The sequence below is a fragment of the Sphaerotilus microaerophilus genome (assembly GCF_023734135.1).
Taxonomy (GTDB): Bacteria; Pseudomonadota; Gammaproteobacteria; order Burkholderiales; family Burkholderiaceae_C; genus Sphaerotilus; species Sphaerotilus microaerophilus.
Map to the genome: position 1 here is coordinate 2,277,833 of NZ_AP025730.1, position 20,589 is coordinate 2,298,421.

The window sequence follows — 20,589 nt, forward strand, 5'->3', positions numbered from 1 at the left end:
CGTGCGGCGCCCTGTCCCTGTCCTGTGCGGCGCGACGGCGCTGCTCGGCCTGCTGGCCCTGGCCGGCTGTGGCCAGTCGCCCGGCGAGGGCTACTTTCCGCTCGAATCCGGCCACCGCTGGACCTACCGCGTCACCAGCGAGTGGGAGAACAACACGCTGGAGCGCGAGGAGTTCACCCTCAGCAACGAGGGCAGCGACCGCCTGGAAACCAGCGGCAGCACCTGGCGGCGGCGCAGCGATTCCGGCCTGGACTACTGGCTCAAGAGCGACGACAGCGGCATCTACCGCGTCGCCGCCAAGACCGACCTGGAAGAAGACCCGCGCCGCGACGCCACGCCGCGCTACGTGCTGAAGGCGCCGCTCGTGGTGGGCACCACCTGGCGTGCCGACACCACCGCCTACCTGCTGCGCCGGCGGCAGGAGTTCCCGCCCGAGATCCGTCACAGCCACCCGGCCATCCCGATGAACTACACCATCGAGGCGACGGGCCAGAAGGTGCGGACCGCGGCGGGTGAGTTCAGCGACTGCCTGCGCGTCAAGGGCGTGGCGCTGCTGCGCCTGTTCGCCGACCCCGTCAACGGCTGGAAGGACATGCCGCTGACCACGCTGGAGTGGTACTGCAAGGGCGTCGGCCTGGTGCGCGTGGAGCGCAGCGAGCCGGCCAACTCCACCTTCCTGATGGGTGGCACCCAGACCCTGGATCTCGTCTCATGGCAATGACCTCCCTGTCACGCCGGCGCGTCGTCGGCTCCCTGGCCGCGCTGGCCTTCGGCCCGGCGGCGGCGCATGTGATGGCGCAGCCGCCCACCAGTTTCCCCACCCGGCCCGTCACCCTCTGGGTGCCCTGGCCGGCCGGCGGCGCCACCGACCTGACGATGCGCGTGCTGGCCGAACTCGCCAGCCGCCAGCTCGGCCAGAAGGTGCTGATCGAGAACCGTGCCGGTGCCGGCGGCACGCTGGTCATGCCCGTGCTGCAGCAGGCCGCGCCGGACGGCTACACCATCGCCCAGCTGCCGCAGCCGGTCTTTCGCGCCCCGCATGTGCAGAAGCTGCTCTGGGACCCGATCCGCGACACCACGCCGATCCTGCAGCTCACCGGCGTCACCTTCGGCATCGTGGTGACCGCCGGCAGCCCCTTCAAGAGCCTGGACGACCTGTTCGCCTTCGCCAAGGCGCACCCGGGTGAGCTGACGGTGGCCACCAACGGCGCCGGCACCACCCCGCATGTGGTGATGGATGAGCTGTTCGACAAGCGCGGCCTGAGCTACACCCACGTGCCCTACAAGGGCACCGCCGAGCAGATGATCGCCGTCAGCGCCGGCCAGGTCATGGTGGGCGTCAACTCCAACGGCTTCGCCCCCTTCGTGGACGGCGGCAAGCTGCGCCTGCTGGTCACCTTCGGCGAGCACCGCACCCGGCGCTGGCCGCAGGTCCCGACGCTGAAGGAGCTGGGTCACGGCATCGTCGCGATGTCCCCCTACGGTCTGGCCGCACCGCGCGGCACGCCGAGCGCCGTGATCAAGGTGCTGCACGACGCCTTCAAGGCCGCGCTGCTCGACCCGGCCCACATCGCCGAACTGGCCAAGTACGACCAGGAGCCGGCGTACCTGGGCAGCGAGGACTACGGCCGGGTCATGAAGGACACCTTTGCCGCCGAGCGCCGCGTGGTGGAGCGGCTGGGGCTGGCGAAGGCGGCGCAGTAGCGGCACCCTGAGGCGCTGATCAGCTCACCCGCCCGCGCGCATGGGTGGGGTCAGCTCACCAGCCCGTGCTCACTTGCGTAGCGCAGCAGCTCGTGGGCGCTGCCCACGCCCAGCTTCTGGCGCACCAGGGTCTGGTAGTTGGAGATGGTCTTCTCGCTCAGGCCCATCTGGCGGGCGATGGCCTCCACGCCCAGGCCGGCGATCAGGTGGCGCAGCACTTCGGCCTCGCGGGCCGTGAGCTGCTCGTGCGGCAGCTGCGGGTCGAGCGAGCGCAGCGCCTGGGCCAGTGCCGCGGGCAGGGCGCGCCGGCCCTGGGCGACCTCGTGCACCGCGTCCACCACCGCCTGCGGTTCGCCGCTCTTGGGCACGAAGCCGGCGGCGCCGGCCCGCAGGCACTGGGCCACCATCGTGGGGCTGTCGTGCATGCTGACCACCAGCACGCGCAGGGCCGGGCGCTCGGCGTGCAGCTGGCGCAGCAGGTCCAGGCCGTTGCGGCCTGGCATCGAGAGGTCGAGGATCAGCACGTCCACCGCCAGCGGGGCGGCGCCGAGCAGGGCGGCCTCGGCCTGCTCGGCGTCGCCGAACTCGGCCACCACGCGCACGCCGCGCTCCAGCTCCAGCAGGCGGCGAAAGCCCACGCGCACGATCGCATGGTCGTCGGCCAGGGCGATGCGCAGGCCTGGTGCCAGGGCGATAGCCGGCTCGATGGCCGGCGCGATGGCTGGGTCCGTGGCTGGGTTTATGGCTGGCATCACGCGGCGGCTCCGCGGCCGGCGAGCTGGGCGCGGCCGGGGCCGGCGATCCACCACCAGCAGGCCGAGCTGGGCAGGGCGGAGATGACGAACAGCGCCGTCAGCGCGCCCCAGGCCGGCGGGAAGTCCTGCGCCCCGGGCCAGCCGGCCAGGTAGGCGGCGGCGGTTGCCAGCGGCGCGGTGACCAGGGCCAGCACCCCGGCGCCAGCGACGAAGCGCCGCCGCGTGTCCAGGCCGCTGCGCAGGAAGCTGCGCGCCATCAGGTGCGCGCCCAGCGCCAGCAGCATGTAGGCGATCGGGAAGAGCATCAGCACCAGGCCGATGGCGCGCAGCGGCGTTTCGCCGCCCGGGCTGGCCGCGATCAGCGTGGGTGCGTCGAGCTGGCGCACGGCCACGGTGGCCACGGGGAAGAGCGCCACCATCGGCGAGGTGAGGCTGGCGAGGTAGGGGCGGAAGTCACGCATGGGGTCGGGGGTTGTCGGTGGAGGCCGCCGGCAGCGGCAGGCTGGCCCGCAGCTCCCAGCCGGGGCGCTCGCCCGTCGCGTGGGCGTGCGCCGGGCCACTGTGCCACAGACCGCCGAGCGCCCACACGCGCTCCTGCATGCCGCCCAGGCCGTTGCCGCGCTGCACGGCACTGCCGGGGTCGGCGATGCCGATGCCGTCGTCGCTCACGGCCCAGTGCAGCTGGGCGGCCGTGGTGGGCAGCGCCGCTTCGTCCAGGGCCAGGCGCAGGTGGATGTGGCCGGCCTGGGCGTGGCGGGCCGCGTTGGTCAGCGCCTCCTGGCTCAGGCGGTACAGCGCCAGCAGCAGCGGGCGGGGCAGCGTGAGCGCCTCGGCTCGCCCGGGCGGCAGGGGCCGCAGCGGCCCCTGCGCGGTGCCCGCGCCAAAGGCCAGCTCGAAGCGCGGTGCCGCTGCGCCCGCGGCCTGCACCGGAGTGGCCTGCCAGCTCTGCACCAGCGCGGCCAGCAGCTGCTGCAGCCGCGCCAGGGGCAGCGGTGGCGCATCGCCGCCGGCGCCCTCCGGCCCGAGCGGGTTGAGCTGGCCGAGCAGCTGGCGCACGTCCTGCTGTAGCTCGGCGCAGCGCTGCGCCATGCCCTGCACGACGTCGGCAACCTCGGCGAGTTCGCAGTCGGCAGCCGACGTGTCCGAAGCCTGCGGTGCCGCCTCGCCAAGCCGGCGCTGCAGCCAGGCGGCGTCGAAGCGCAGCGCGGTCAGGCGCTGGCCGAGTTCGTCGTGCAGTTCGCGGGCCAGGTGGTGGCGCTCGTCTTCCTGCAATGTCAGCAGCTTCTGGCTGAGCAGGCGGCGGCGGTGCTCGGCCTCCTCCAGTGCGCTGGCGAGGTGGCGCAGCGCCGCGGCGATGGCCTCCAACTCGCGCAGGGGCAGGGCCGGCAGGCGGGTCACGGCCTGGGGATCCTGGCGTTCGATGCCGGTGATGGCCCCCACCAGCGTGGCCAGCGGCGCCAGCGCACGGCGCACGTTCAGGTGCATCACCCCCAGCAGCCCGACGATGGCCAGCAGCAGCAGGGCCAGCGTGGCGAGCAGGTTGGTCAGGGCCTCGCGCCGCTCGCTGTCGGCCGAGGCGTCCAGCGAGATCACCCAGGCGGTGGCGCCCGGGCGCGGCACCAGCCAGGAGACGCGGCGCGGCGCGTCGCTGGGGCCGAGCCGGTCGTGCAGCCGCAGCAGCGCGGCCAGCCAGGGCGGCTCGTCGTGAGGCAGCGGCGCGAGCAGCGTCTGGCCGTCCGCGCGGTGGATGTGCAGGGCCAGGTGGCGCAGCGGCGCCTCCTGCTGCATCGCGTGCAGCGAGGCCAGCGCGGCCGCGTCGTCCAGCGGCGCCAGCGTGCCCAGGCGGCTCATCAGTGTGGCCAGGTGCATTGCGGCATCGACCTCGTCGCGGATGTCCTCGTTCGCGCGCTGCAGCCCGAGGCCCAGCGCCAGCGCCAGCACCAGCAGTCCCACCGCGGTGGCGCGGCGCATCACCAGGCGGGGTAGGTCCAGGGGCAGCGCAATGGGCATGCGCCCATTCTCGGGCCAGTCCGCGGCGCTGGCGGCCCGGGATAATCCACCACTCCGTGTTCCCCAGCGACTCAGCGAGCCCCCTCCCGCCCATGCCCACCATCGACGACCCCCGCCGTGACCGCGAAGCCGGCTCCCGCGACGCCACCCACGACAGCACCCGCATCGACGACGTGCGCATCGGCGCGGTGCGCCCGCTCATCAACCCGGCCCTGCTGCAGGAGTGGCTGCCCGTGCCCGACGCCACGCTGGCGCTGGTGGAGCAAAGCCGCGCCGCGATGGCCGATGTGCTGCACGGCCGCGACGACCGGCTCATCGTCGTCGTCGGCCCCTGCTCGATCCACGACCACGACCAGGCGCTGGCCTACGCCCGCCTGCTCAAGCACGAGGCCGACCAGCTCAGCGACGACCTGCTGGTCGTGATGCGCGTGTACTTCGAGAAGCCGCGCACCACGGTGGGCTGGAAGGGCTACATCAACGACCCGCACCTGGACGGCAGTTTCGCCATCAACGAGGGCCTCAAGCGCGCGCGCCAGCTGCTGCTGGACGTGAGCGAGATCGGCCTGCCCACCGGCACCGAATTCCTTGACCTGCTCAGCCCGCAGTACATCGCCGACCTGATCGCCTGGGGCGCCATCGGCGCGCGCACCACCGAGAGCCAGACGCACCGCCAGCTCGCCTCCGGCCTCTCCTGCCCGGTGGGCTTCAAGAACGGCACCGACGGCAACCTGAAGGTGGCCAGCGACGCCATCCTCTCGGCCAGCGCGCCGCATGCCTTCATGGGCATGACCAAGATGGGCCAGGCCGCCATCTTCGAGACCCGCGGCAACGCCGACTGCCACGTCATCCTGCGCGGTGGCAAGGCGCCCAACTACGGCGCCGAGCACGTCGAGGCGGCCTGTGCCATGCTGCGCGCCGCCGGCCTGCGCGAGCAGGTGATGATCGACTGCTCGCACGCCAACAGCAGCAAGCAGCACCGCCGCCAGATCGAGGTGGCCGCCGACATCGCTGCGCAGATCAGCGCCGGCGAGCGCCGCATCACCGGCGTGATGATCGAGAGCCACCTGCAGGAAGGCCGCCAGGACCTGGTGGTCGGCCAGCCGCTGGCGCACGGCGTGTCCATCACCGACGCGTGCATCAGCTGGGCCCAGACCCAGCCGGTGCTGCAACAACTGGCGCAGGCGGTGCGGGCGCGGCGCGGGCGCGCGTGAGCCGGCCTCCCGTGGCGCGGGTCAGTGCCGAGCGCCTCACCTTCGCCCACCCGGGCGTCACCGTCTTCGCCGACCTGGGTTTCACGCTCTCGCCCGGCCTGACCCTGGTGCGAGGTGGCGACGGCCGGGGCAAGACCACGCTGCTGCGGCTGCTGGCCGGTGAGCTCGCGCCGACGGGTGGCACGCTGAGCCGCCGGGTTGGCAGCCTCTGGTGGGAGCAGCCGGGCGAGCCGGCGCATGACGCCGTCGTGGCGCGCGAGTGGCTCGCCGAGCGGCAGGCCCACTTTGCTGGCTGGCGCGTCGATGTGGCCGAGGCGCTGGTCGAGGCCTTCGGGCTTGGCGAGCACCTGGGCAAGCGCATGGAGATGCTCTCCGCCGGCAGCCGGCGCAAGGTCGGCCTGGTCGGCGCCGCCGCCAGCGGGGCGACCTTGACCCTGCTGGACACCCCCTGGGCGGCGCTGGATGCGCGTTCGGCCCGGGTGCTGGACGAACTGCTCGCCGAGGCGGCCGACGACGAAGCGCGCCTCTGGGTGGTGGCGGACCACGAGCGCCCCGCCAGCCTGGCCGACGTAACCTGGGCGGGCTGCATCGACCTGGGGGACTGAGCCTGAAGCCGGTTCAGCGGGCGGCGGATACAACTTGCTGCAACCGCCGCGCCTGGCCGCGGGCATGCTTGCCAGCCTGCCGATCCCACCGGCGCAGCGCGGCGGCTGCGCGGCGTTCGGCGAGACTCGCACTCACCGATGTCGATCACGTCCAACACCCCGTTCCCCTCGTTCACGTCCACGCTGTCCCCGGCCCTGCTGCACGACCGCCTGGACATGCTGCAGCGCATGCCGATATTCGGGGCCATCCACGCGGATGCGCTGGAATTCCTGCTCGCGCAGACACGCCTGCGCAGCGTGGCGCGGGGGGACTTCTTCTTCCGCCACGGTGACCGGGCGCTGGTGATGTACGTGCTGGAGACTGGCCGGGTCTCGGTGCGGCGCAGCTGGGGCGACCGCGAACTGGTACTGCGCAGCCTGGGCGCGGGCGACTGCTTCGGCGAGATGGCGCTGATGGACCTGTCGGCACGTAGCGCCTCCGTGCGTGCCGAGAGCGATTGCACGGCCATCGAGATCGGCCCGGGCGACCTGCTGCGGCTGTTCGAGCACGATGCCGAGCAGTTCGCGCTGATCCAGATGAACATCGGCCGCGAACTCAGCCGCCGCCTGCGCGTGACCGACGAGCTGCTGTTTCGCGCCACGATGGGCGAGAAGCCGGCCGGCGTGGACAGCGTCTTCCAGTCGCTGTAGCGCTGCTGTCCTGGCGCCTGCCGAACGGGCGGCGGGCCTCTCAGCCGCCGTGATCAGTCGCCGTATTCCGCACGCAGCGCCTCGAAGGAGATCAGCCGCCCGGCGATCGCGCTGGCGGCCACCGTCGGCGGGCTGGCCAGCCAGACCTGGCCCGGGCCGCTGCGCCCGGGGAAGTTGCGGTTGATCGCGCTGACCGTCACCTGGTCGGCGGCGGTGGACGAGCCCGGTCCGCAGTTGGCGCAGGCGCCGCAGGAGGGCTGCAGCAGACGCGCGCCCACCGCCTCGAAGGCCGCGAGAAAGCCCTGCGCGATGCAGTGGTCGCGCACCGCGGTCGTGCCGAACTGCAGGTAGAGCTGCACCCCCGGCGCCACGCGCAGCCCGCGCGCGGCGGCCCAGGCCAGCACCGCGTGGTAGTGCTCGAAGTCCTCGCGCTTGCCGGCGGTGCAGCTGCCACCGTAGGCGATGTGGATGCGTGCCGGCTCGCCCAGGTCGGCCAGCGCGGACAGCGCCAGCCCGTTGCCCGGGTCGCCCGGGCGCGCCAGCATCGGCCCGAGCGCGCTGCAGTCCACCGTGATGACTTCGGCATAGGCCGCGCCGGGGTCGCTGCGCATCCAGGGCGCCAGTGCCACGTCCACACCGCGGCGCTCCTTCAGGAAGCGCAGTGTCTCCGCGTCCGGCTCGACGATGCCGGTGAATCCGCCCAGCTCGGCCGTCATGTTGGTCAGCGTGGCGCGCTCGTCGGTGGAGAGCGAGCGCACCACCGGCCCGCCGAACTCGAACACCTTGCCCACGCCCGCCCCCGCGCGCAGCGCCGGCAGCGCCAGCAGGTGCAGCAGCACGTCCTTGGCGGTCACGCCCGGCGCCAACGCGCCGGCCAGTTCGATGCGCAGCACAGCGGGCAGCGTCAGCCGCACCGCGCCGGTCACGAAGGCGTTCGCCATGTCGGTGGTGCCCACGCCAAAGGCCACGCAGCCCAGCGCGCCGCTGTGCGGCGTGTGCGAGTCGGTGCCCACCACCACCTGGCCGGGCAGTGCGTAGTGCTCGGCCACCATCGCGTGCGAGATGCCGGCCACGTTGGTGCCATCATCGCGCGCCGCCTCGTCTTCGTTCAGCGTGCGGTGCTCGGTCAGGCCGTGCTCGGCTGAGAAGCGCCGCTGCGCCGCCTGCATCGCCAGCACGTTGGGCACCAGGCCGCCGCGCAGGTGCGCCGGGCTCTCGCCGACGTAGTTGGTGTGGTCCTCGAACACCACGATGCTGGCCGGGTCGTGCAGCCGCAGGCCGGCGCCGAAGGTGGCGCCCAGCATGTGCGCGCACATGCCGGTGTAGTACTCGTGGATGAAGCGCCGGTCAGCGCGCACGAAGGCGCCATCACCCACCGCCGGCCGGGCCGAGGTCTGCGGCGTGGCCAGCGCACGGCGCGCGACGATCTTCTCGAACAGCGTGCGCGGCCGGTCGGCGTCGGCATCGGCATCGGCATCGGCTCCAGTTTCACCGACACGCATGCTGCTCAGCTGCTGCTGGCCGAAGTGCAGCAGCCCGCCAGCGCGCAGGATGGCCGCGGCCAGCGCATCGCGCCCGGCCACCAGCTCGTCGATGGCGATCGCCTCGCCCGCCTCGATGCGTGCCACCAGCCCCAGGTCGGTGCTGGTGAACAGGCCGATGTTGTCGGCGTTCTGCCGGTAGATGCGCTCGAAGCTCTCCGCGATCACCAGCCGGATGCCCGCCAGCCGCTCCGCCGCCGGGCTGTGCTCGCGCGACGAGCCCTTGCCGTAACGCCGCCCCGCCACGATCACGCTGAAGCCCCCTGCGCGCAGGCTGCCCGGCGCGAAGGGCCGCTGTCCCTCGACCTGAAAGCCCGTGTGCGCGAAGTCGCCCAGCCGGTCGTCGTAGTGCGTCAGGATCGGCACCGGCGTGATCTCGTCGGTGGACACGTCGTTGCGCAGCGTGCCGGCGTCCGCGCGGCCCAGTCGCTCACCGGCAAGCTGACGCGCCATGACCTCGGCCGAGGTGGACAGGAACAGCAGGCGGCCGGGCAGGGGGAGCGTGGTCATGGTGGACGGGGCGGTGGCGCAGCGCCCGCATTCTGGCGCGGCCTGCGCGGTGCGGTAGCTCGGGGGCTGAGAGCCCGCTTCAGTCGACCCTTGCTGCCAGGAAGAGGGGCAGAAGTTCGCCCGCGGCACCGGTGAGTTGTCTCGTCCTCGCGCCCCCCGCCGCCACCGGCTGCGGGTTGACGTGGACCACCCAGGCGCCGGCGCGCGCCGCCAGGCGCGGGATCGACGCGGCGGGCTCGACCACACCCGAGGTGCCGACCGAGAGCAGCAGGTTGCAATGCTCGGCGGCGTCGAAGGCGGCGGCCAGGGCATGGGCGGGCAGCGATTCGCCGAACCAGACCACGCCGGGGCGGATCAGGCCGCCGCAGGCGGGGCAAGGCGGTGGGGGCAGGCGCAGGCCGTCGGCGTCGAGCGCCTGCGGGCGCCAGCCGGCCGGTGCGTCGCGGTCGGCCACCGCGGCGGCGTCGGCGGGGGGCGTGAAGGGCGTGGCGCAGTCGAAACAGCGGGGCTGGTGCAGGCTGCCGTGCAGGTGCAGCACCGGGCGTGCATCGGCGGGGCTGCCGGCGCGTTCGTGCAGGTCGTCGACGTTCTGCGTCACCAGCGTCAGGCGCGGCAGGCGGCGGGCCAGGTCGGCGATGGCGTGGTGGGCCGGGTTGGGCTGGGCCTGGCGCACCCTCAGCCGGCGCCACTCGTACCAGCCCCAGACCAGCGCCGGGTCGGCGCGGAAGGCCTCGGGCGTGGCCAGCGCCATCGCGTCGAAGCGGGACCACAGGCCGGTGAGCGCGTCGCGGAAGGTCCGGATGCCCGACTCGGCCGACACGCCCGCGCCGGTGAAGACGACGACATGGCGGGCCTCACGCAGTGCGGCGGTCAATTCGGCGGGGACGGCGGGGGCGGTGGGGTTCATGGCGGAGGCGGCACGGATGCAAGGCGGTGGTTTCAGCGCAGCTTGAACTGGACGGTGCTGCCCGGGCCGACGGCCGACGCGGCGGTGTCCGCCGCTGCAGGGGCTGTGGTCGCATCCACCACCGAGCGGGTGATCAGGATGCGCTCGGGCGGCAGGGTGGCGCCCAGGTGCGCCATCACCGCATCGGCGCGGCGGTCGGCCAGGGCCTGCAGAGCGGGGGCGATGTCGGCCGTTGGGACCGTGGGGGCCGCTGCCGAGCCCGCCCGTGCGGGCGTGGGGGCAGAGGCCGCCGCCGCCGCGGGCCGGTTGGTGCTGGCCTGCAGGGCTGCGCCATCGCGCTGCGCGTCGGCATGGCCGGTGGCTTCGAGTTTCAGGCCGGGGCGGTCGGTCAGCTTGGCAGCCAGGGCATCGAGGCGCTCGCGCGCGGCGGGGCTGAGTTCGGCCGAACCGGGCGCAAAGTCGATCTGCGCGGTCTCACCGCTGTCCCCGCCCATCAGCAGCGCGAAGGGCGCGGTGACGGCCTTCTCCAGCAGGTTCAGCAGCAGCTTCCAGACGATGCCGCCGACCGAGAACTGCGGGTCGTCGAGCGTGCCGGCCACCGGCAGGTGCAGGTCGATCTCGCCGCGGCGGTTCTTCAGCAGCGAGACGGCCAGCAGCACGGGCAGCTTGGTCGCTTCGGCGCTCTCGACCGGGTTGCCGAAGGTGAGCTGGTCGAGGAAGAGCTGGTTCTGCGCCTCCAGCCGGCCCTGGTCGATCTTGTACTGCAGCTTGACCGACAGCGAGCCCTTCTCGATCGCGTAGCCGGCGTAGCGCTCGGCGTAGGTGCTCAGGCGCGTCAGCGCGATGCCGCGGGCGCTGGCCTCGATGTCGGTGAACAGCCGCGCGCCCAGTGGGTGGATGCGCCCGCCGATGGACAGCGGCGCGCCGTCGTCCAGCGCACCGGCGATTTTCACGTCGGCGGGCTGCGGCGTGCTGGAACTCAGCGCCGAGACGCTGCCCTGCAGCCGCGTCAGCCGGGCCGAGTAGTTGGGCTTGATGAAGGTGTCGCTGAAGTGCACGGCGCCGTCGCGCAGGGCGATGGCCTGCCAGCGGATCTGGTGGGGTGAGGCGGCCGCTGAAGTTGCCACCGGGGTGCTGGCTGCAGGGGCCGCCTTTGCCGCCGCCGTGCGCGGCGTCGTGATCGACTGCGGCGCGGCCTGCGGGCTGCGCCGGGCGATGTCGGCGACGTTGAGGTGGCCGTCCGGGTGCAGGATCAGGCGGGCGTTCAGCCCGTTCAGGCCGATGCGGCCCAGGTTGGCTTTCAGGGCGTTGGCCTGCCAGGCCAAGTCCAGCCCGTCGAAGCCCAGGCGCTGCCAGGCGACGAAGTCGGCGCCGTTGACGCTGTCGAGCGTGCGCAGCCCGCCCACCGCGAGGCGGCCGGCGTAGTGGGCCGCCAGCGGGGCCTTGGGGGCGTCCGCTGGCTGAGCCAGTTCGAGCCGGCCCTCGGCATCCAGCTGGCCGCCGGCCAGCACCAGGTTGAGCTGCGGCGCGAGGTAGGGCTGGGCGACGCGCAGGTCGATGCCGGCGAGCTTCAGGGTGGCCTGCACGTCCAGCGGCCGTGCGCGGACCTGGCCTTGCAGGTCGAGCTGGCCGATCGCCGGCGTCTGGCTCCCGGCCGAGGTGGCGAGGCGGGTCTGCAGCGTGACGCCGATCGGCTGGCCGAGGTCGGCGGAGAGTTTCGACAACGTCAGCTCGGTCTGCTGCAGCTCGATGCGGGTGGCCGGCTGCACGCTGCGGTCGGTAACGGCGACGCGGCAGGCCACGCAGCGCAGCGTGTCGATCAGCGCGACCAGCGGCGCGCGGGCGGGGGCAGCGGGCGCCGCAGACGCGGCAGCGGCGGCTGGAGTCGCTTGAACCGCGGGCGGCGGGGCAGCCGCTGTGGCTGATTTCGCGCCGCACAGGGTCAGCTCGCCGTCGAGCCCGTCGATCTGCACGGTCTTGACGGCGTAGCGCTGCTCCAGCGGCGCCAGGTCCAGTCCGTCGAGCGTCAGGGCCTGCCAGCGCAGCCGGCTGTCGAGCGGCGCGGCCTGCGCCTGCAGCCCGTGCAGCGCCAGACGGCCGGTGACCTGCAGGCGCGGCGGCTGTGGGGCGGGGCGGGTCTCGAAGGCGATCTGCAGGTCGCTATCGAGCGTGCCCTGCTGCAGGTCGATGGCCTGCTCGGGCGGCAGCGCGGCCTTCAGCAGCGAGGCCAGCGGTGCCAGCGGCAGGCCCTGCCAGCGCAGCGCCAGGGTGGCCGGGTGCTGCGCCGCGAAGGGCCGGGCCTGGCCACCCAGGCGCAGCGTGCTGCCGTCCACGGTGGCGTCGAGCTGCGGCTGCACGTCGATGGCTACGTCGCTGGGCAGGTTGGAGAGGAAGGGCAGGCCGATGGTCAGCGCCTGCACCTCGTGGCGCTGGCCGAGCGGGGCATCGAGGTAGTGGATGCGCCCGCCTTCGAGGCGCAGGTTGTGCAGCGCGTAGCGGGCCGGCTCGGCGCTGGGCGGGGAGGGCGGCTGCTTCGCCTGCCAGCCCCGCAGGTGGTCGAGCACGGGCTGGACGTTGTACGGGCCGGTCTCACCGCGCTGGATCCACAGCTCGGGCGCGCGCAGGGTCAGGCGGCTGACCACAGGCAGGCGCTGCCAGAGCGACTGGGCGGAGAGCTCGACGCTCGCCTCGGCCAGCTGGAACAGGGGTGCGGCCTCAGGGCCGATGCGCAGGCCCTCGATGCGGGCGGCCAGCGCGAGCGGCTGCAGCTCGATGCGCGCCAGCTTCACCGGCGTGCCCAGTGCCTCGCTGCCCATCTGCTCGATGCGCGGCGCCAGCCAGCCGGGCAGCCACCAGGTCAGCGCGGCGGCGCTGGCGCCGAGCAGCAGGGCCGTGCCGCCGAGCCCCCAGGCGGCGTAGCGCAGGGCCCGCCGGGGCCGGGGTGGCGCGGGCGGGCGAAGGGCGGGGGAGGACGCGGGAGACGAGAGCTCGTTCGGAGGCAGGTCGGTCATGCGGGCAAGGTGGGGCCAGGCAGGCAGTGGAGCGCCGATCGTAAGCGGGGGCCCGCCTGCCCATGTGTCCGCATGCTTTTCAGGGCCGTCGGGCCAGGCGGGCTCGTTCGTGATGTCCTGCCGATCTGGCCTGTCACTTTGGCAGGCTGGCCTGCCGAGCTGGCAGGCGCGTCGGGCGGGCCAGCGCGCCAAGTCCTTGATTTGGCGAGGGAGGTACCCCGTGGGGTTGTCGGCACGCCGCTTGCAGTACAGAGGGCAGGAGGGTGAGCATGTCTTGCAGACCTTGGAGGGTTGGAATGGCGCTGCTGGCGGGTCTGCTGACCGGCTTGGCGGTGCAGGCACAGGCGGTCGATGCACCGGTGGCCGGTGCATCCGTGGCCGGTGCATCCGTGGCGGGTGCGCCCGTGGCCGGCCTGCAACCGGATCGACGGCCGGCGGCCGCGCCGCGCCTGTCTGCGGTGGTGGCCGACGTGGCGCTCAAGCAGCGCCGGCTCGCGGGCATCAGCCAGCCCTGGCCGGGCAACGTCGAGCGCATCGCCGAGCAGGGCGCCTGGTTCTCGCCGATGTTCGCCCCCGGCATGACCGGGCGCTACGACCTGCGCGGGCTGCACCCACCGTCTGCGGCAGGAAGGCCCTGAGCGCCTTGCCGCCATCACCCGTTCACGGCGGGGCGGACCCACGTCCGACCTGCCCTGAGAGAGCCCGCGTGCAACGACACGACGGGCATGAAGAGGGCCCTGTGGCCCACATGTGTTGATCGATCGATACGGAGAAATCATGATGCAAATCAGCAAAGTCGCCGCTGCTCTGACGGTGTTGGCCGCCCTCGCTTCGTCCGCCTACGCCCAGCAGGCTGGCATGGAAGGCCAGAAGGGCATGTCCGGGATGTCGGGCATGCAGGGCCAGAAGGGCATGTCGGGCATGGAAGGCCAGAAGGGCATGTCGGGCATGTCCGGCATGGAAGGCCAAAAGGGCATGAGCGGTATGTCCGGCATGGAAGGCCAGAAGGGCATGAGCGGTATGTCCGGCATGCAGGGCCAGAAGGGCATGTCTGGCATGGAAGGCCAGAAGGGCATGTCCGGCATGGCCGGCATGGAAGGCAAGACCAAGGCCAAGAAGGCGAAGAAGGCCAAGAAGGCCGACCAGCAAGGCATGAGCGGCATGTCCGGTATGGAAGGCCAGAAGGGCATGTCCGGGATGTCGGGCATGGAAGGTCAGAAGGGCATGTCCGGCATGAGCGGCATGCAGGGCCAAAAGGGCATGAGCGGCATGTCGGGGATGGAAGGCCAGAAGGGCATGTCCGGCATGGAAGGCAAGAAGTGATTGCCTGACGAGCGGTGTGGCGCCGGCCCGGTGTCGGCGCCACACTGCGGGCGGAGGGCTTCGGCCCTCCGCGCCATCGCGGCCGCTGCCGCAAACCCTGTCCCGAGTTCCCCCATGAGTTCCCTTGTCGTGCTGCGGCGATTGGCCGTGACGGTGCTGGCCGCTGTCGGGCTGCTCGCATCCGCCCAGGCTGCCGAAACCGCCTCCGCCGCCCCGGCGCCGACCGACTACCAACGCGCCCGCTACGACGCGATCCATTTCAAGCCGGCGATCGACCGGGCCACCGACGCCCAGTGCCTGGCCTGCCACGCCGAGGTGCTCCGGCCCTCCGTGCGCGCCACCTCGCCGGCCGGCCTGAAGGCCGCGACCGCGAAGGCCTGGTACCAGCAGACCTCCACCTACAGTGGCGAGCAGGACACCTTCCACCGCCGCCACCTCACGACTGCGTTCGCCAAGGAGGTGATGGCCCTGCGCTGCACCACCTGCCACCAGGGCAACGACCCGCGCGACGAGAACCCCTGGAGCTCGGCCACCTCGGCGCGAGCCGGCGGCGACTTCACGCTGCGCAAGATGGTCGCGCCCGAGAAGACCTGCCTCAAGTGCCACGGCCAGATGAACTACACCGTGATGGGCCTGCCCGAGCCCTGGCACCGCAGCCGCGAGATGTTCCAGAACAACTGCCTGCTGTGCCACGCCAACATCCGTACGGTGCGCCACCAGGTCAACTACCTCAACGCCGCCGCCATCGAGGCCGCAGGCGCCAAGAGCAGCGACACCTGCTATGGCTGCCACGGCGGCCGGGCCTGGTACCGCACGAACTACCCCTATGCGCGCCATGCCTGGCCGGGCATGGACCCCGCCGTGCCGGACTGGGCCAAGGGCCGCCCGACGGAGTCCGAGCTGCGTTTCGTCAGCGATCTGCTGGCCAAGCCCTGAACGGATGCTGAACGAACGGCAGGACGCGACATGAACGACAACAACGACTCCCCCACGCTCGCCGCCGCGGTGGCCGGTGCCGCCGCCGCCGACCGGCGCGACTTCCTCAAGCTCGTCGGTGCCGCCGGCCTGGTGAGCGCCGCCGGCGCGGTGCCGGAGAAGGCGCAGGCCTTCGCCTACGAGCCCTATCCGACCGACGACCAGCTGACCACCGTGGGCACCTCCTGCGCGCACAACTGCGGCTCGCGCCACATGCTGGTCGCGCACAAGCAGGGCGACGTGATCGTGCGCCTGTCCACCGACGACGGCCGCTACCAGAAGGGCGGCTTCTTCGGCAAGGACACCGAGGCCGAGCCGCAGCTGCGCGCCTGCCTGCGCGGGCGCAGCTACCGCTCGCGGCTGTACTCGCCCGAGCGCCTGCTCTACCCGATGCTGCGCGTGGGTGAGCGCGGCTCCGGCCAGTTCAAGCGCGTGAGCTGGGACGAGGCGCTGGACTTCGTCGCCAGGAAGATGACGCAGCTGAAGCGGGACTACGGCCCGACCGCGCTGCTTGACCAGAGCTATGCCGGTGCGAGCTACGGCGTGCTGCACAAGAGCGACCAGATCGAGGGGCTGCTGGGCCGCTTCCTGGGCATGTTCGGCTGCCGCACCAACTCCTGGAGCGTGCCGAGCTATCAGGGCACCACCTTCTCCAGCCGCATCACCTTCGGCACCATCGAGGACGGCAACGAGGACGACGCCTTTGCGCACTCCAAGCTGATCATCATGTGGGGCTGGAACCCGGCCTACACCTTCCACGGCGGCAACACCTTCTACTACATGCGGCTGGCCAAGCAGCGCGGCTGCAAGTTCGTGCTGGTCGACCCGCAGTACACCGACTCGGCGGCGGTCTACGACGCCTGGTGGATCCCCATCAAGCCCAACACCGACGCGGCCATGATGGCCGGCATGGCCCACACGATCTTCAGCGAGAAGCTGCAGGACCAGGCCTTCATCGACAAGTTCGTGCTCGGCATGGACCGGCGCACGATGCCCAAAGAACACGCGGGCGCGGAGAACTTCAAGGACTACATCCTGGGCAAGACGGACGGCGTGCCCAAGACGGCCGAGTGGGCCGCGGCCATCTGTGGCGTGAGCGCGGCCGACATCCGCAAGCTCGCGCGCCTGTACGCCACCACCAAGCCCGCGGCGCTGAAGGCCAGCTGGGCGCCGGGGCGGGCCAGCTACGGCGAGCAGTACAACCGCATGGCCGCGGCATTGCAGGCCATGACCGGCAACATCGGCAAGCTCGGCGGCAGCGCCGAGGGGGTGGGCAAGGCCTGGCACTCCGAGTCGACCGCCTACCCCTACGACGACAACGCCAACATCTGGTTCGGCTCGATCAAGTCCGACCGCTGGGCGCACTGCGTGCTGAACTACCCCAACGTCAAGCGCGAGGAGGTCGGCCTCTGGCCGCGCGACGACGAGCTCGACGGCAGGATCCCCAACATCAAGGGCATCTTCTGGCAGGGCTCGGACTGGTTCAACCAGCTCACCAACATCAACAAGGAAATCGAGGCGATCCGCAAGCTGGAGTTGGTGGTGTGCATGGACGCCACCATCACGCCCTCGGGCCTGTGGGCCGATGTGCTGCTGCCGATTGCCACGCACTTCGAGCGCCATGACGTGGCGCTGCCCTGGTACAAGGGCCACTACTACATCCACCGGCCCAAGGTCATCGAGCCGCTGGGCGAATCGAAGACCGACTTCCAGGTCTTCACCGAGCTGGCCTACCGGCTCGAAGCACTGGCGCCCGGTGACGCCAAGCTCAAGGACTTCGGCCCGCGCTACAACCCGCGCGCCACCCGGGATTACTTCAAGAACGAGGTGTCGGATCAGGTCGACGAGGCCTACCTCGTCGCCTGGTGGAAGAAGGTGCAGGACCACCAGGGCGTGACGATGAGCTGGGCCGACTTCAAGAAGCACGGCGTCTACAAGTTCACCTTCAAGCAGCCGCTGGTGGCCTTCCGCGACCAGATCGAGAAGGGCGAGCCCTTCGAGACCGGCTCGGGCAAGATCGAGATCTTCAGCCCCTACCTGGCCGGCATCACCGACTGGACCAAGACGCAGTACGGCTACCCGATCCCGGCGATCCCGAAGTGGATCGAGCCCTTCGAGTCGCTCAACCACCCGAAGGCGAAGCAGTTCCCCTTCCACCTGATCACGCCGCACCCGCGCGAGCGCACGCATTCGATCTATCACAACATTCCCTGGCTGCGCGAGACCTGCACCCAGGAAGTGACGATCAACGCCAGCGACGCCAAGCGCCTGGGCCTGCAGACCGGCGACACGGTGGAGGTCTTCAACGACCGCGGTCGCTGCGTCGTGCCGGTCTACGTGACCGAGCGCGTGCTGCCCGGCGTGGCGGTGCTCTACGAGGGCGCCTGGATGGACCGCGACGCCAACGGGGTGGACCGTGCCGGCAACCCGGACTTCCTGACGCTGGACGAGCCCAGCCCCGCTGGCGCGTTTGCCTACAACACCATCCTGGTCGACATCCGCCGGACCGACTTGGCCCACAAGCCGGGCTGGGACCAGCTGGGCACCGCCCGTTCGGCCGTGTTCCGCCGCGACTACTGAGGTGACCGACCATGGCTGAGAAGAAAGTCATCCGCAAGCTCGGCGCCGACGCCAAGGCCGCCGTGCCCGACGCCCAGGCGAGGCGCGACGCGACCACCTACGAGCCGGTGAAGCCGGCGATGCAGCTGGGCTTCGTGCACAACAACGTCGACTGCATCGGCTGCCGCGCCTGCGAGATCGCCTGCAAGGACAAGAACGGACTGGCGCCGGGGCCGCGGTTCCGCCGCGTGATGTACGTGGAAGGCGGCAGCTTCCCGGACGTGTTTGCCTACAAGGTGAACATGAGCTGCAACCACTGCGCCGAGCCGGCCTGCCTGCCGACCTGCCCGACCGGCGCAATCTGGAAGCGCGCCGACAACGGCGTGGTGGACATCGACAGCAGCCTGTGCATCGGCTGCCGCCGCTGCGAGGCCGCCTGCCCCTACGGCGCGCCGCAGTACGACCCGAGCGACAACCTCGTCAAGAAGTGCAACCTCTGCATCGACGAGCTGCAGGCCGGCCGCAAGCCCTACTGCGTGATGGCCTGCATGATGCGGGTGCTCGACATCGGCCCGATCGACCAGCTGCGCGCCGGGAAGCACCCGACCAAGGCGGTCGGCCCGAAGGACAAGGTCGTCCGCCAGGTGCGGCACATGGCCGACCCGGAGCTGACCAATCCGTCGATCGTCTTCGTCGCCCATCCGAAGGGGAAGGTGTGAACGCGCCGCTACCCGACCCTGGCCAGTGCGCCTGGCGCGAAGCCGCCGAGGACCTGCGCACCCTCGCCTGGCTGCACGCCGCCGAGCGCAATGTGGCGACGTGGCGTGCCCTGCATCGCGCCGGCTTTCCGCTGGGGCTGACACTGGCCGCGCCGGGGGGCGGGGGCGTGCCAGGCCTCGCGCAGGCGCTGGCGCAGCTGCCCGGCCCGGTGGACGCCGTCGCGCAGCGTGCCGACGATGCGCTGGCCGCCGACTACGCGGACATCTACCTCACGCATGCGCTGAAGGCCTCGCCCTACGAGTCGGTCTGGCGCGACGAGGACCACCTGATGATGCAGGGGCCCACCTTTGCGGTGCGCGCGGTCTACCGGCGCCATGGCATAGCGGTGCCCGGCTGGCGCGCCATGCCCGACGACCACCTGGCGCACGAGCTGGATTTCATCGCCCACCTGCTCGACCAGGGAGACGCGGCGGAGGCCCGGCAGTTCCTGGACCTGCACCTGCTCACCTGGCTGCCTGCCTTTGCCGGGCGTGTTGCCCAGCGCGCCCGCACGACCGTCTACGCCGGCCTCGCGACGCTGACGCTGGAGGCCTGCACCTGCCTGCGCGAGCGCCTGGGACCCCCTGCGCGGGCCGAAGAGGCTGTAGAAGCAGACCGTGACGAGTCGGGACTGGCCCAGGGTGGACGCTGAAGCGCCGGCACAGAGGATGATGTTTGGATAGCGAGCGGGCGGCCAGGCTTTGCTCGCCTTGCGGGGCGCTGCCCACGGGCAGCGCCCCTTTTTTTCTTCCCGACCGGGCCGGCCCACCGGCGGTCGGTTCCCGAGGGACTTGTCCCACCGCCGAAGCGCATGCTGCAGATCGACGCCTCCCGCTGTGTCCACCGCCTCGCGGCGCTGGCGCGTTGCGACGCCTGCGTGCGCACCTGCCCCGCGCAGGCCTGGTCGATGGACGCCGACGGCCTGGGTTTCGACGCCGATCGCTGCGATGGCTGCGGTCTGTGCCTGCCAGCCTGCCCGACCGGCGCCCTGCGCCTGGAGCCTCCCGCCGCGCTGCCAGCGCCCCGGCCGGTGCGCCTGGCCCATGGCGGGCTGGCCCCGAGCGGGCTGGCCAATAGCGAGTTGGCCATGCCGCTGGCCTGCGAGCGGGTGGCGGCCGTGCCCGGTGACCCCCACGTGCGGCCCTGCGTGCACGCGGTGGACGAGGCGGAACTGCTCGCGTGGCAGGCCGCGGGCGTGCGCTGCCTGCAGGTGGCCACCGGGGACTGCCAGCGGTGTCCGCGCGCGCAGGGCCTGGCGCCCGCTGCGCTGCTGCCCGCACGCCTGGCCCGCGTGGATGCGGCGCTGCGCCTGCGCTCGGCACCCGGCCTGCGTCTGCAGCGGCTGGCTGCCTGGCACCGCACCCCGCCGGCCGACGCTGTTGCCGCGACCGGGGAGGGCCATCGCCGCCAGACGCCGCCACCCGCCACCCCGCCCGGCAACGCCCTGCCCGTCAACGCCCGGCGGGCCCTGCTCGGGCTGCGCCGTCGTGCACCGGAGGTGGATCCGCCCGGGCTGCCGTCGGGGCCACTGGCCGTGGCCCCGCGGTTGCAGGCGATGCGGCGCCTGCAGGCCCTGGGCGCCGGGCCGGCGCTGTGGGGCGTGGTGCTGCAGCCGCAGCGCTGTGATGCCTGCGGCGCCTGCGCGCGGCTGTGTCCCAGCGGGGCGATCCACCTGCTCGGCCCGGCCGCTCGGCCCGATGCGCTGCAGGTGACGCTGGCGCAGTGCAGCGGCTGCCAGCTCTGCGTGGACGTTTGCGCACCCGCTGCGTTGAAACCGGCCGCGCCGAACAGCCAGCCGGCCGGTGAGCGCCGGCTCAAATTGATGGCCATCAAGTGCCCCGGTTGTGGCAAGGCCTATCGTGCGGTGGTGGCCGGCGTCACCCTCCCGGTGCCGGTCTGCCCGGCCTGCCGTTCTGCTGCCGCGCGGCGGGGCGACCGGGTGCGGCAGCACGAGCCGACCCCACCTGTCGACGTTCCCACCAACGTTCTCACCAACGTTCCCGCCAACGACCTGCCCGCCGCGTCCTGA

General features: G+C 72.2%; 18 protein-coding genes. 12 read left to right on the forward strand and 6 right to left on the reverse strand.

Features of this window, described 5'->3' with window-relative positions:
* Position 1 precedes the first annotated feature (1 nt).
* Both NGK70_RS09945 and NGK70_RS09950 read left to right on the forward strand, forming a co-directional pair.
* Positions 2 to 721, forward strand: a complete 720-nt coding sequence (locus NGK70_RS09945) for a hypothetical protein (RefSeq protein WP_251973079.1) — start codon at positions 2 to 4, stop codon at positions 719 to 721.
* Entirely contained in the window at positions 718 to 1,704 is a 987-nt protein-coding gene (locus NGK70_RS09950; protein WP_251973733.1) for a tripartite tricarboxylate transporter substrate binding protein, read from the forward strand. Before NGK70_RS09945 ends, NGK70_RS09950 begins: the two co-directional genes overlap by 4 nt.
* 50 nt (positions 1,705 to 1,754) lie before the next feature.
* Here the strand turns inward: NGK70_RS09950 and NGK70_RS09955 are convergent, their stop codons facing one another.
* The 3 genes from NGK70_RS09955 to NGK70_RS09965 are packed head-to-tail and all read right to left on the reverse strand — an operon-like array spanning position 1,755 to position 4,469.
* Complete coding sequence (locus NGK70_RS09955; RefSeq protein ID WP_251973734.1) at positions 1,755 to 2,456, reverse strand: response regulator transcription factor; 702 nt, start codon at positions 2,454 to 2,456, stop codon at positions 1,755 to 1,757.
* Positions 2,456 to 2,920 (reverse strand): hypothetical protein, encoded by a 465-nt coding sequence (locus NGK70_RS09960; RefSeq protein ID WP_251973080.1) that lies wholly within the window; start codon positions 2,918 to 2,920, stop codon positions 2,456 to 2,458. The genes NGK70_RS09955 and NGK70_RS09960 overlap by 1 nt, the downstream gene beginning before the upstream one ends.
* A complete protein-coding gene (locus NGK70_RS09965) occupies positions 2,913 to 4,469 on the reverse strand; it encodes a histidine kinase (RefSeq protein WP_251973081.1) in 1,557 nt (518 codons plus the stop codon). Before NGK70_RS09965 ends, NGK70_RS09960 begins: the two co-directional genes overlap by 8 nt.
* A gap of 92 nt (positions 4,470 to 4,561) precedes the next feature.
* Between NGK70_RS09965 and NGK70_RS09970 the strand changes: the two genes are divergently transcribed.
* From NGK70_RS09970 to NGK70_RS09980, 3 genes are all read left to right on the forward strand, one after another.
* Positions 4,562 to 5,680, forward strand: a complete 1,119-nt coding sequence (locus NGK70_RS09970) for a 3-deoxy-7-phosphoheptulonate synthase (protein WP_251973082.1) — start codon at positions 4,562 to 4,564, stop codon at positions 5,678 to 5,680.
* Positions 5,677 to 6,285 carry an ABC transporter ATP-binding protein gene (locus NGK70_RS09975; RefSeq protein WP_251973083.1) on the forward strand — a complete coding sequence of 203 codons (609 nt, stop codon included), beginning with the start codon at positions 5,677 to 5,679 and terminating at the stop codon, positions 6,283 to 6,285. Before NGK70_RS09970 ends, NGK70_RS09975 begins: the two co-directional genes overlap by 4 nt.
* Before the next feature lie 138 nt (positions 6,286 to 6,423).
* Positions 6,424 to 6,975 carry a Crp/Fnr family transcriptional regulator gene (locus NGK70_RS09980; protein WP_251973084.1) on the forward strand — a complete coding sequence of 184 codons (552 nt, stop codon included), beginning with the start codon at positions 6,424 to 6,426 and terminating at the stop codon, positions 6,973 to 6,975.
* A gap of 53 nt (positions 6,976 to 7,028) precedes the next feature.
* On the opposite strand, the gene NGK70_RS09985 is transcribed toward NGK70_RS09980, so the two are convergent.
* The 3 genes from NGK70_RS09985 to NGK70_RS09995 all read right to left on the reverse strand — a co-directional run bounded on the left by NGK70_RS09985 (position 7,029) and on the right by NGK70_RS09995 (position 12,944).
* Positions 7,029 to 9,026, reverse strand: a complete 1,998-nt coding sequence (locus tag NGK70_RS09985; RefSeq protein WP_251973085.1) for an aconitase family protein — start codon at positions 9,024 to 9,026, stop codon at positions 7,029 to 7,031.
* A gap of 79 nt (positions 9,027 to 9,105) precedes the next feature.
* On the reverse strand, positions 9,106 to 9,933 hold the full coding sequence (locus tag NGK70_RS09990) for an SIR2 family NAD-dependent protein deacylase (RefSeq protein WP_251973086.1): 828 nt from the start codon (positions 9,931 to 9,933) through the stop codon (positions 9,106 to 9,108).
* Between the two features lie 32 nt (positions 9,934 to 9,965).
* Positions 9,966 to 12,944 carry a DUF748 domain-containing protein gene (locus tag NGK70_RS09995; protein ID WP_251973087.1) on the reverse strand — a complete coding sequence of 993 codons (2,979 nt, stop codon included), beginning with the start codon at positions 12,942 to 12,944 and terminating at the stop codon, positions 9,966 to 9,968.
* Between the two features lie 296 nt (positions 12,945 to 13,240).
* Between NGK70_RS09995 and NGK70_RS10000 the strand changes: the two genes are divergently transcribed.
* The 7 genes from NGK70_RS10000 (at position 13,241) to NGK70_RS10030 (ending at position 20,589) form a co-directional block, all read left to right on the forward strand.
* Complete coding sequence (locus NGK70_RS10000) at positions 13,241 to 13,582, forward strand: hypothetical protein (RefSeq protein WP_251973088.1); 342 nt, start codon at positions 13,241 to 13,243, stop codon at positions 13,580 to 13,582.
* Between the two features lie 139 nt (positions 13,583 to 13,721).
* Positions 13,722 to 14,267: a hypothetical protein gene (locus NGK70_RS10005; RefSeq protein WP_251973089.1), complete on the forward strand. Its 546-nt coding sequence runs from the start codon at positions 13,722 to 13,724 to the stop codon at positions 14,265 to 14,267.
* 114 nt (positions 14,268 to 14,381) lie between these two features.
* The gene (locus NGK70_RS10010) at positions 14,382 to 15,203 is read left to right on the forward strand and encodes a hypothetical protein (protein ID WP_251973090.1); all 822 of its coding nucleotides are present in this window, start codon (positions 14,382 to 14,384) and stop codon (positions 15,201 to 15,203) included.
* A gap of 30 nt (positions 15,204 to 15,233) precedes the next feature.
* Positions 15,234 to 17,822, forward strand: coding sequence for a molybdopterin-dependent oxidoreductase (locus tag NGK70_RS10015; RefSeq protein WP_251973091.1), 2,589 nt, complete (start codon positions 15,234 to 15,236; stop codon positions 17,820 to 17,822).
* Between the two features lie 11 nt (positions 17,823 to 17,833).
* Positions 17,834 to 18,520: a 4Fe-4S dicluster domain-containing protein gene (locus NGK70_RS10020; protein WP_251973092.1), complete on the forward strand. Its 687-nt coding sequence runs from the start codon at positions 17,834 to 17,836 to the stop codon at positions 18,518 to 18,520.
* On the forward strand, positions 18,517 to 19,212 hold the full coding sequence (locus tag NGK70_RS10025; protein ID WP_251973093.1) for a TorD/DmsD family molecular chaperone: 696 nt from the start codon (positions 18,517 to 18,519) through the stop codon (positions 19,210 to 19,212). The genes NGK70_RS10020 and NGK70_RS10025 overlap by 4 nt, the downstream gene beginning before the upstream one ends.
* A gap of 159 nt (positions 19,213 to 19,371) precedes the next feature.
* The gene (locus tag NGK70_RS10030) at positions 19,372 to 20,589 is read left to right on the forward strand and encodes a 4Fe-4S dicluster domain-containing protein (protein WP_251973094.1); all 1,218 of its coding nucleotides are present in this window, start codon (positions 19,372 to 19,374) and stop codon (positions 20,587 to 20,589) included.

Excerpts from the sequence above, each read along its gene's own strand:
- NGK70_RS09970 (WP_251973082.1), top strand. The coding sequence starts at position 4,562 with ATGCCCACCATCGACGACCCCCGCCGTGACCGCGAAGCCGGCTCCCGC.
- NGK70_RS09995 (WP_251973087.1), bottom strand. The coding sequence starts at position 12,944 with ATGACCGACCTGCCTCCGAACGAGCTCTCGTCTCCCGCGTCCTCCCCC.
- NGK70_RS09985 (WP_251973085.1), bottom strand. The coding sequence starts at position 9,026 with ATGACCACGCTCCCCCTGCCCGGCCGCCTGCTGTTCCTGTCCACCTCG.
- NGK70_RS10030 (WP_251973094.1), top strand. The coding sequence starts at position 19,372 with ATGCTGCAGATCGACGCCTCCCGCTGTGTCCACCGCCTCGCGGCGCTG.
- NGK70_RS09950 (WP_251973733.1), top strand. The coding sequence starts at position 718 with ATGACCTCCCTGTCACGCCGGCGCGTCGTCGGCTCCCTGGCCGCGCTG.
- NGK70_RS10005 (WP_251973089.1), top strand. The coding sequence starts at position 13,722 with ATGATGCAAATCAGCAAAGTCGCCGCTGCTCTGACGGTGTTGGCCGCC.
- NGK70_RS09960 (WP_251973080.1), bottom strand. The coding sequence starts at position 2,920 with ATGCGTGACTTCCGCCCCTACCTCGCCAGCCTCACCTCGCCGATGGTG.
- NGK70_RS09980 (WP_251973084.1), top strand. The coding sequence starts at position 6,424 with ATGTCGATCACGTCCAACACCCCGTTCCCCTCGTTCACGTCCACGCTG.
- NGK70_RS09990 (WP_251973086.1), bottom strand. The coding sequence starts at position 9,933 with ATGAACCCCACCGCCCCCGCCGTCCCCGCCGAATTGACCGCCGCACTG.
- NGK70_RS09965 (WP_251973081.1), bottom strand. The coding sequence starts at position 4,469 with ATGCCCATTGCGCTGCCCCTGGACCTACCCCGCCTGGTGATGCGCCGC.
- NGK70_RS10015 (WP_251973091.1), top strand. The coding sequence starts at position 15,234 with ATGAACGACAACAACGACTCCCCCACGCTCGCCGCCGCGGTGGCCGGT.
- NGK70_RS09955 (WP_251973734.1), bottom strand. The coding sequence starts at position 2,456 with ATGCCAGCCATAAACCCAGCCACGGACCCAGCCATCGCGCCGGCCATC.
- NGK70_RS10010 (WP_251973090.1), top strand. The coding sequence starts at position 14,382 with ATGAGTTCCCTTGTCGTGCTGCGGCGATTGGCCGTGACGGTGCTGGCC.
- NGK70_RS10020 (WP_251973092.1), top strand. The coding sequence starts at position 17,834 with ATGGCTGAGAAGAAAGTCATCCGCAAGCTCGGCGCCGACGCCAAGGCC.
- NGK70_RS10000 (WP_251973088.1), top strand. The coding sequence starts at position 13,241 with ATGGCGCTGCTGGCGGGTCTGCTGACCGGCTTGGCGGTGCAGGCACAG.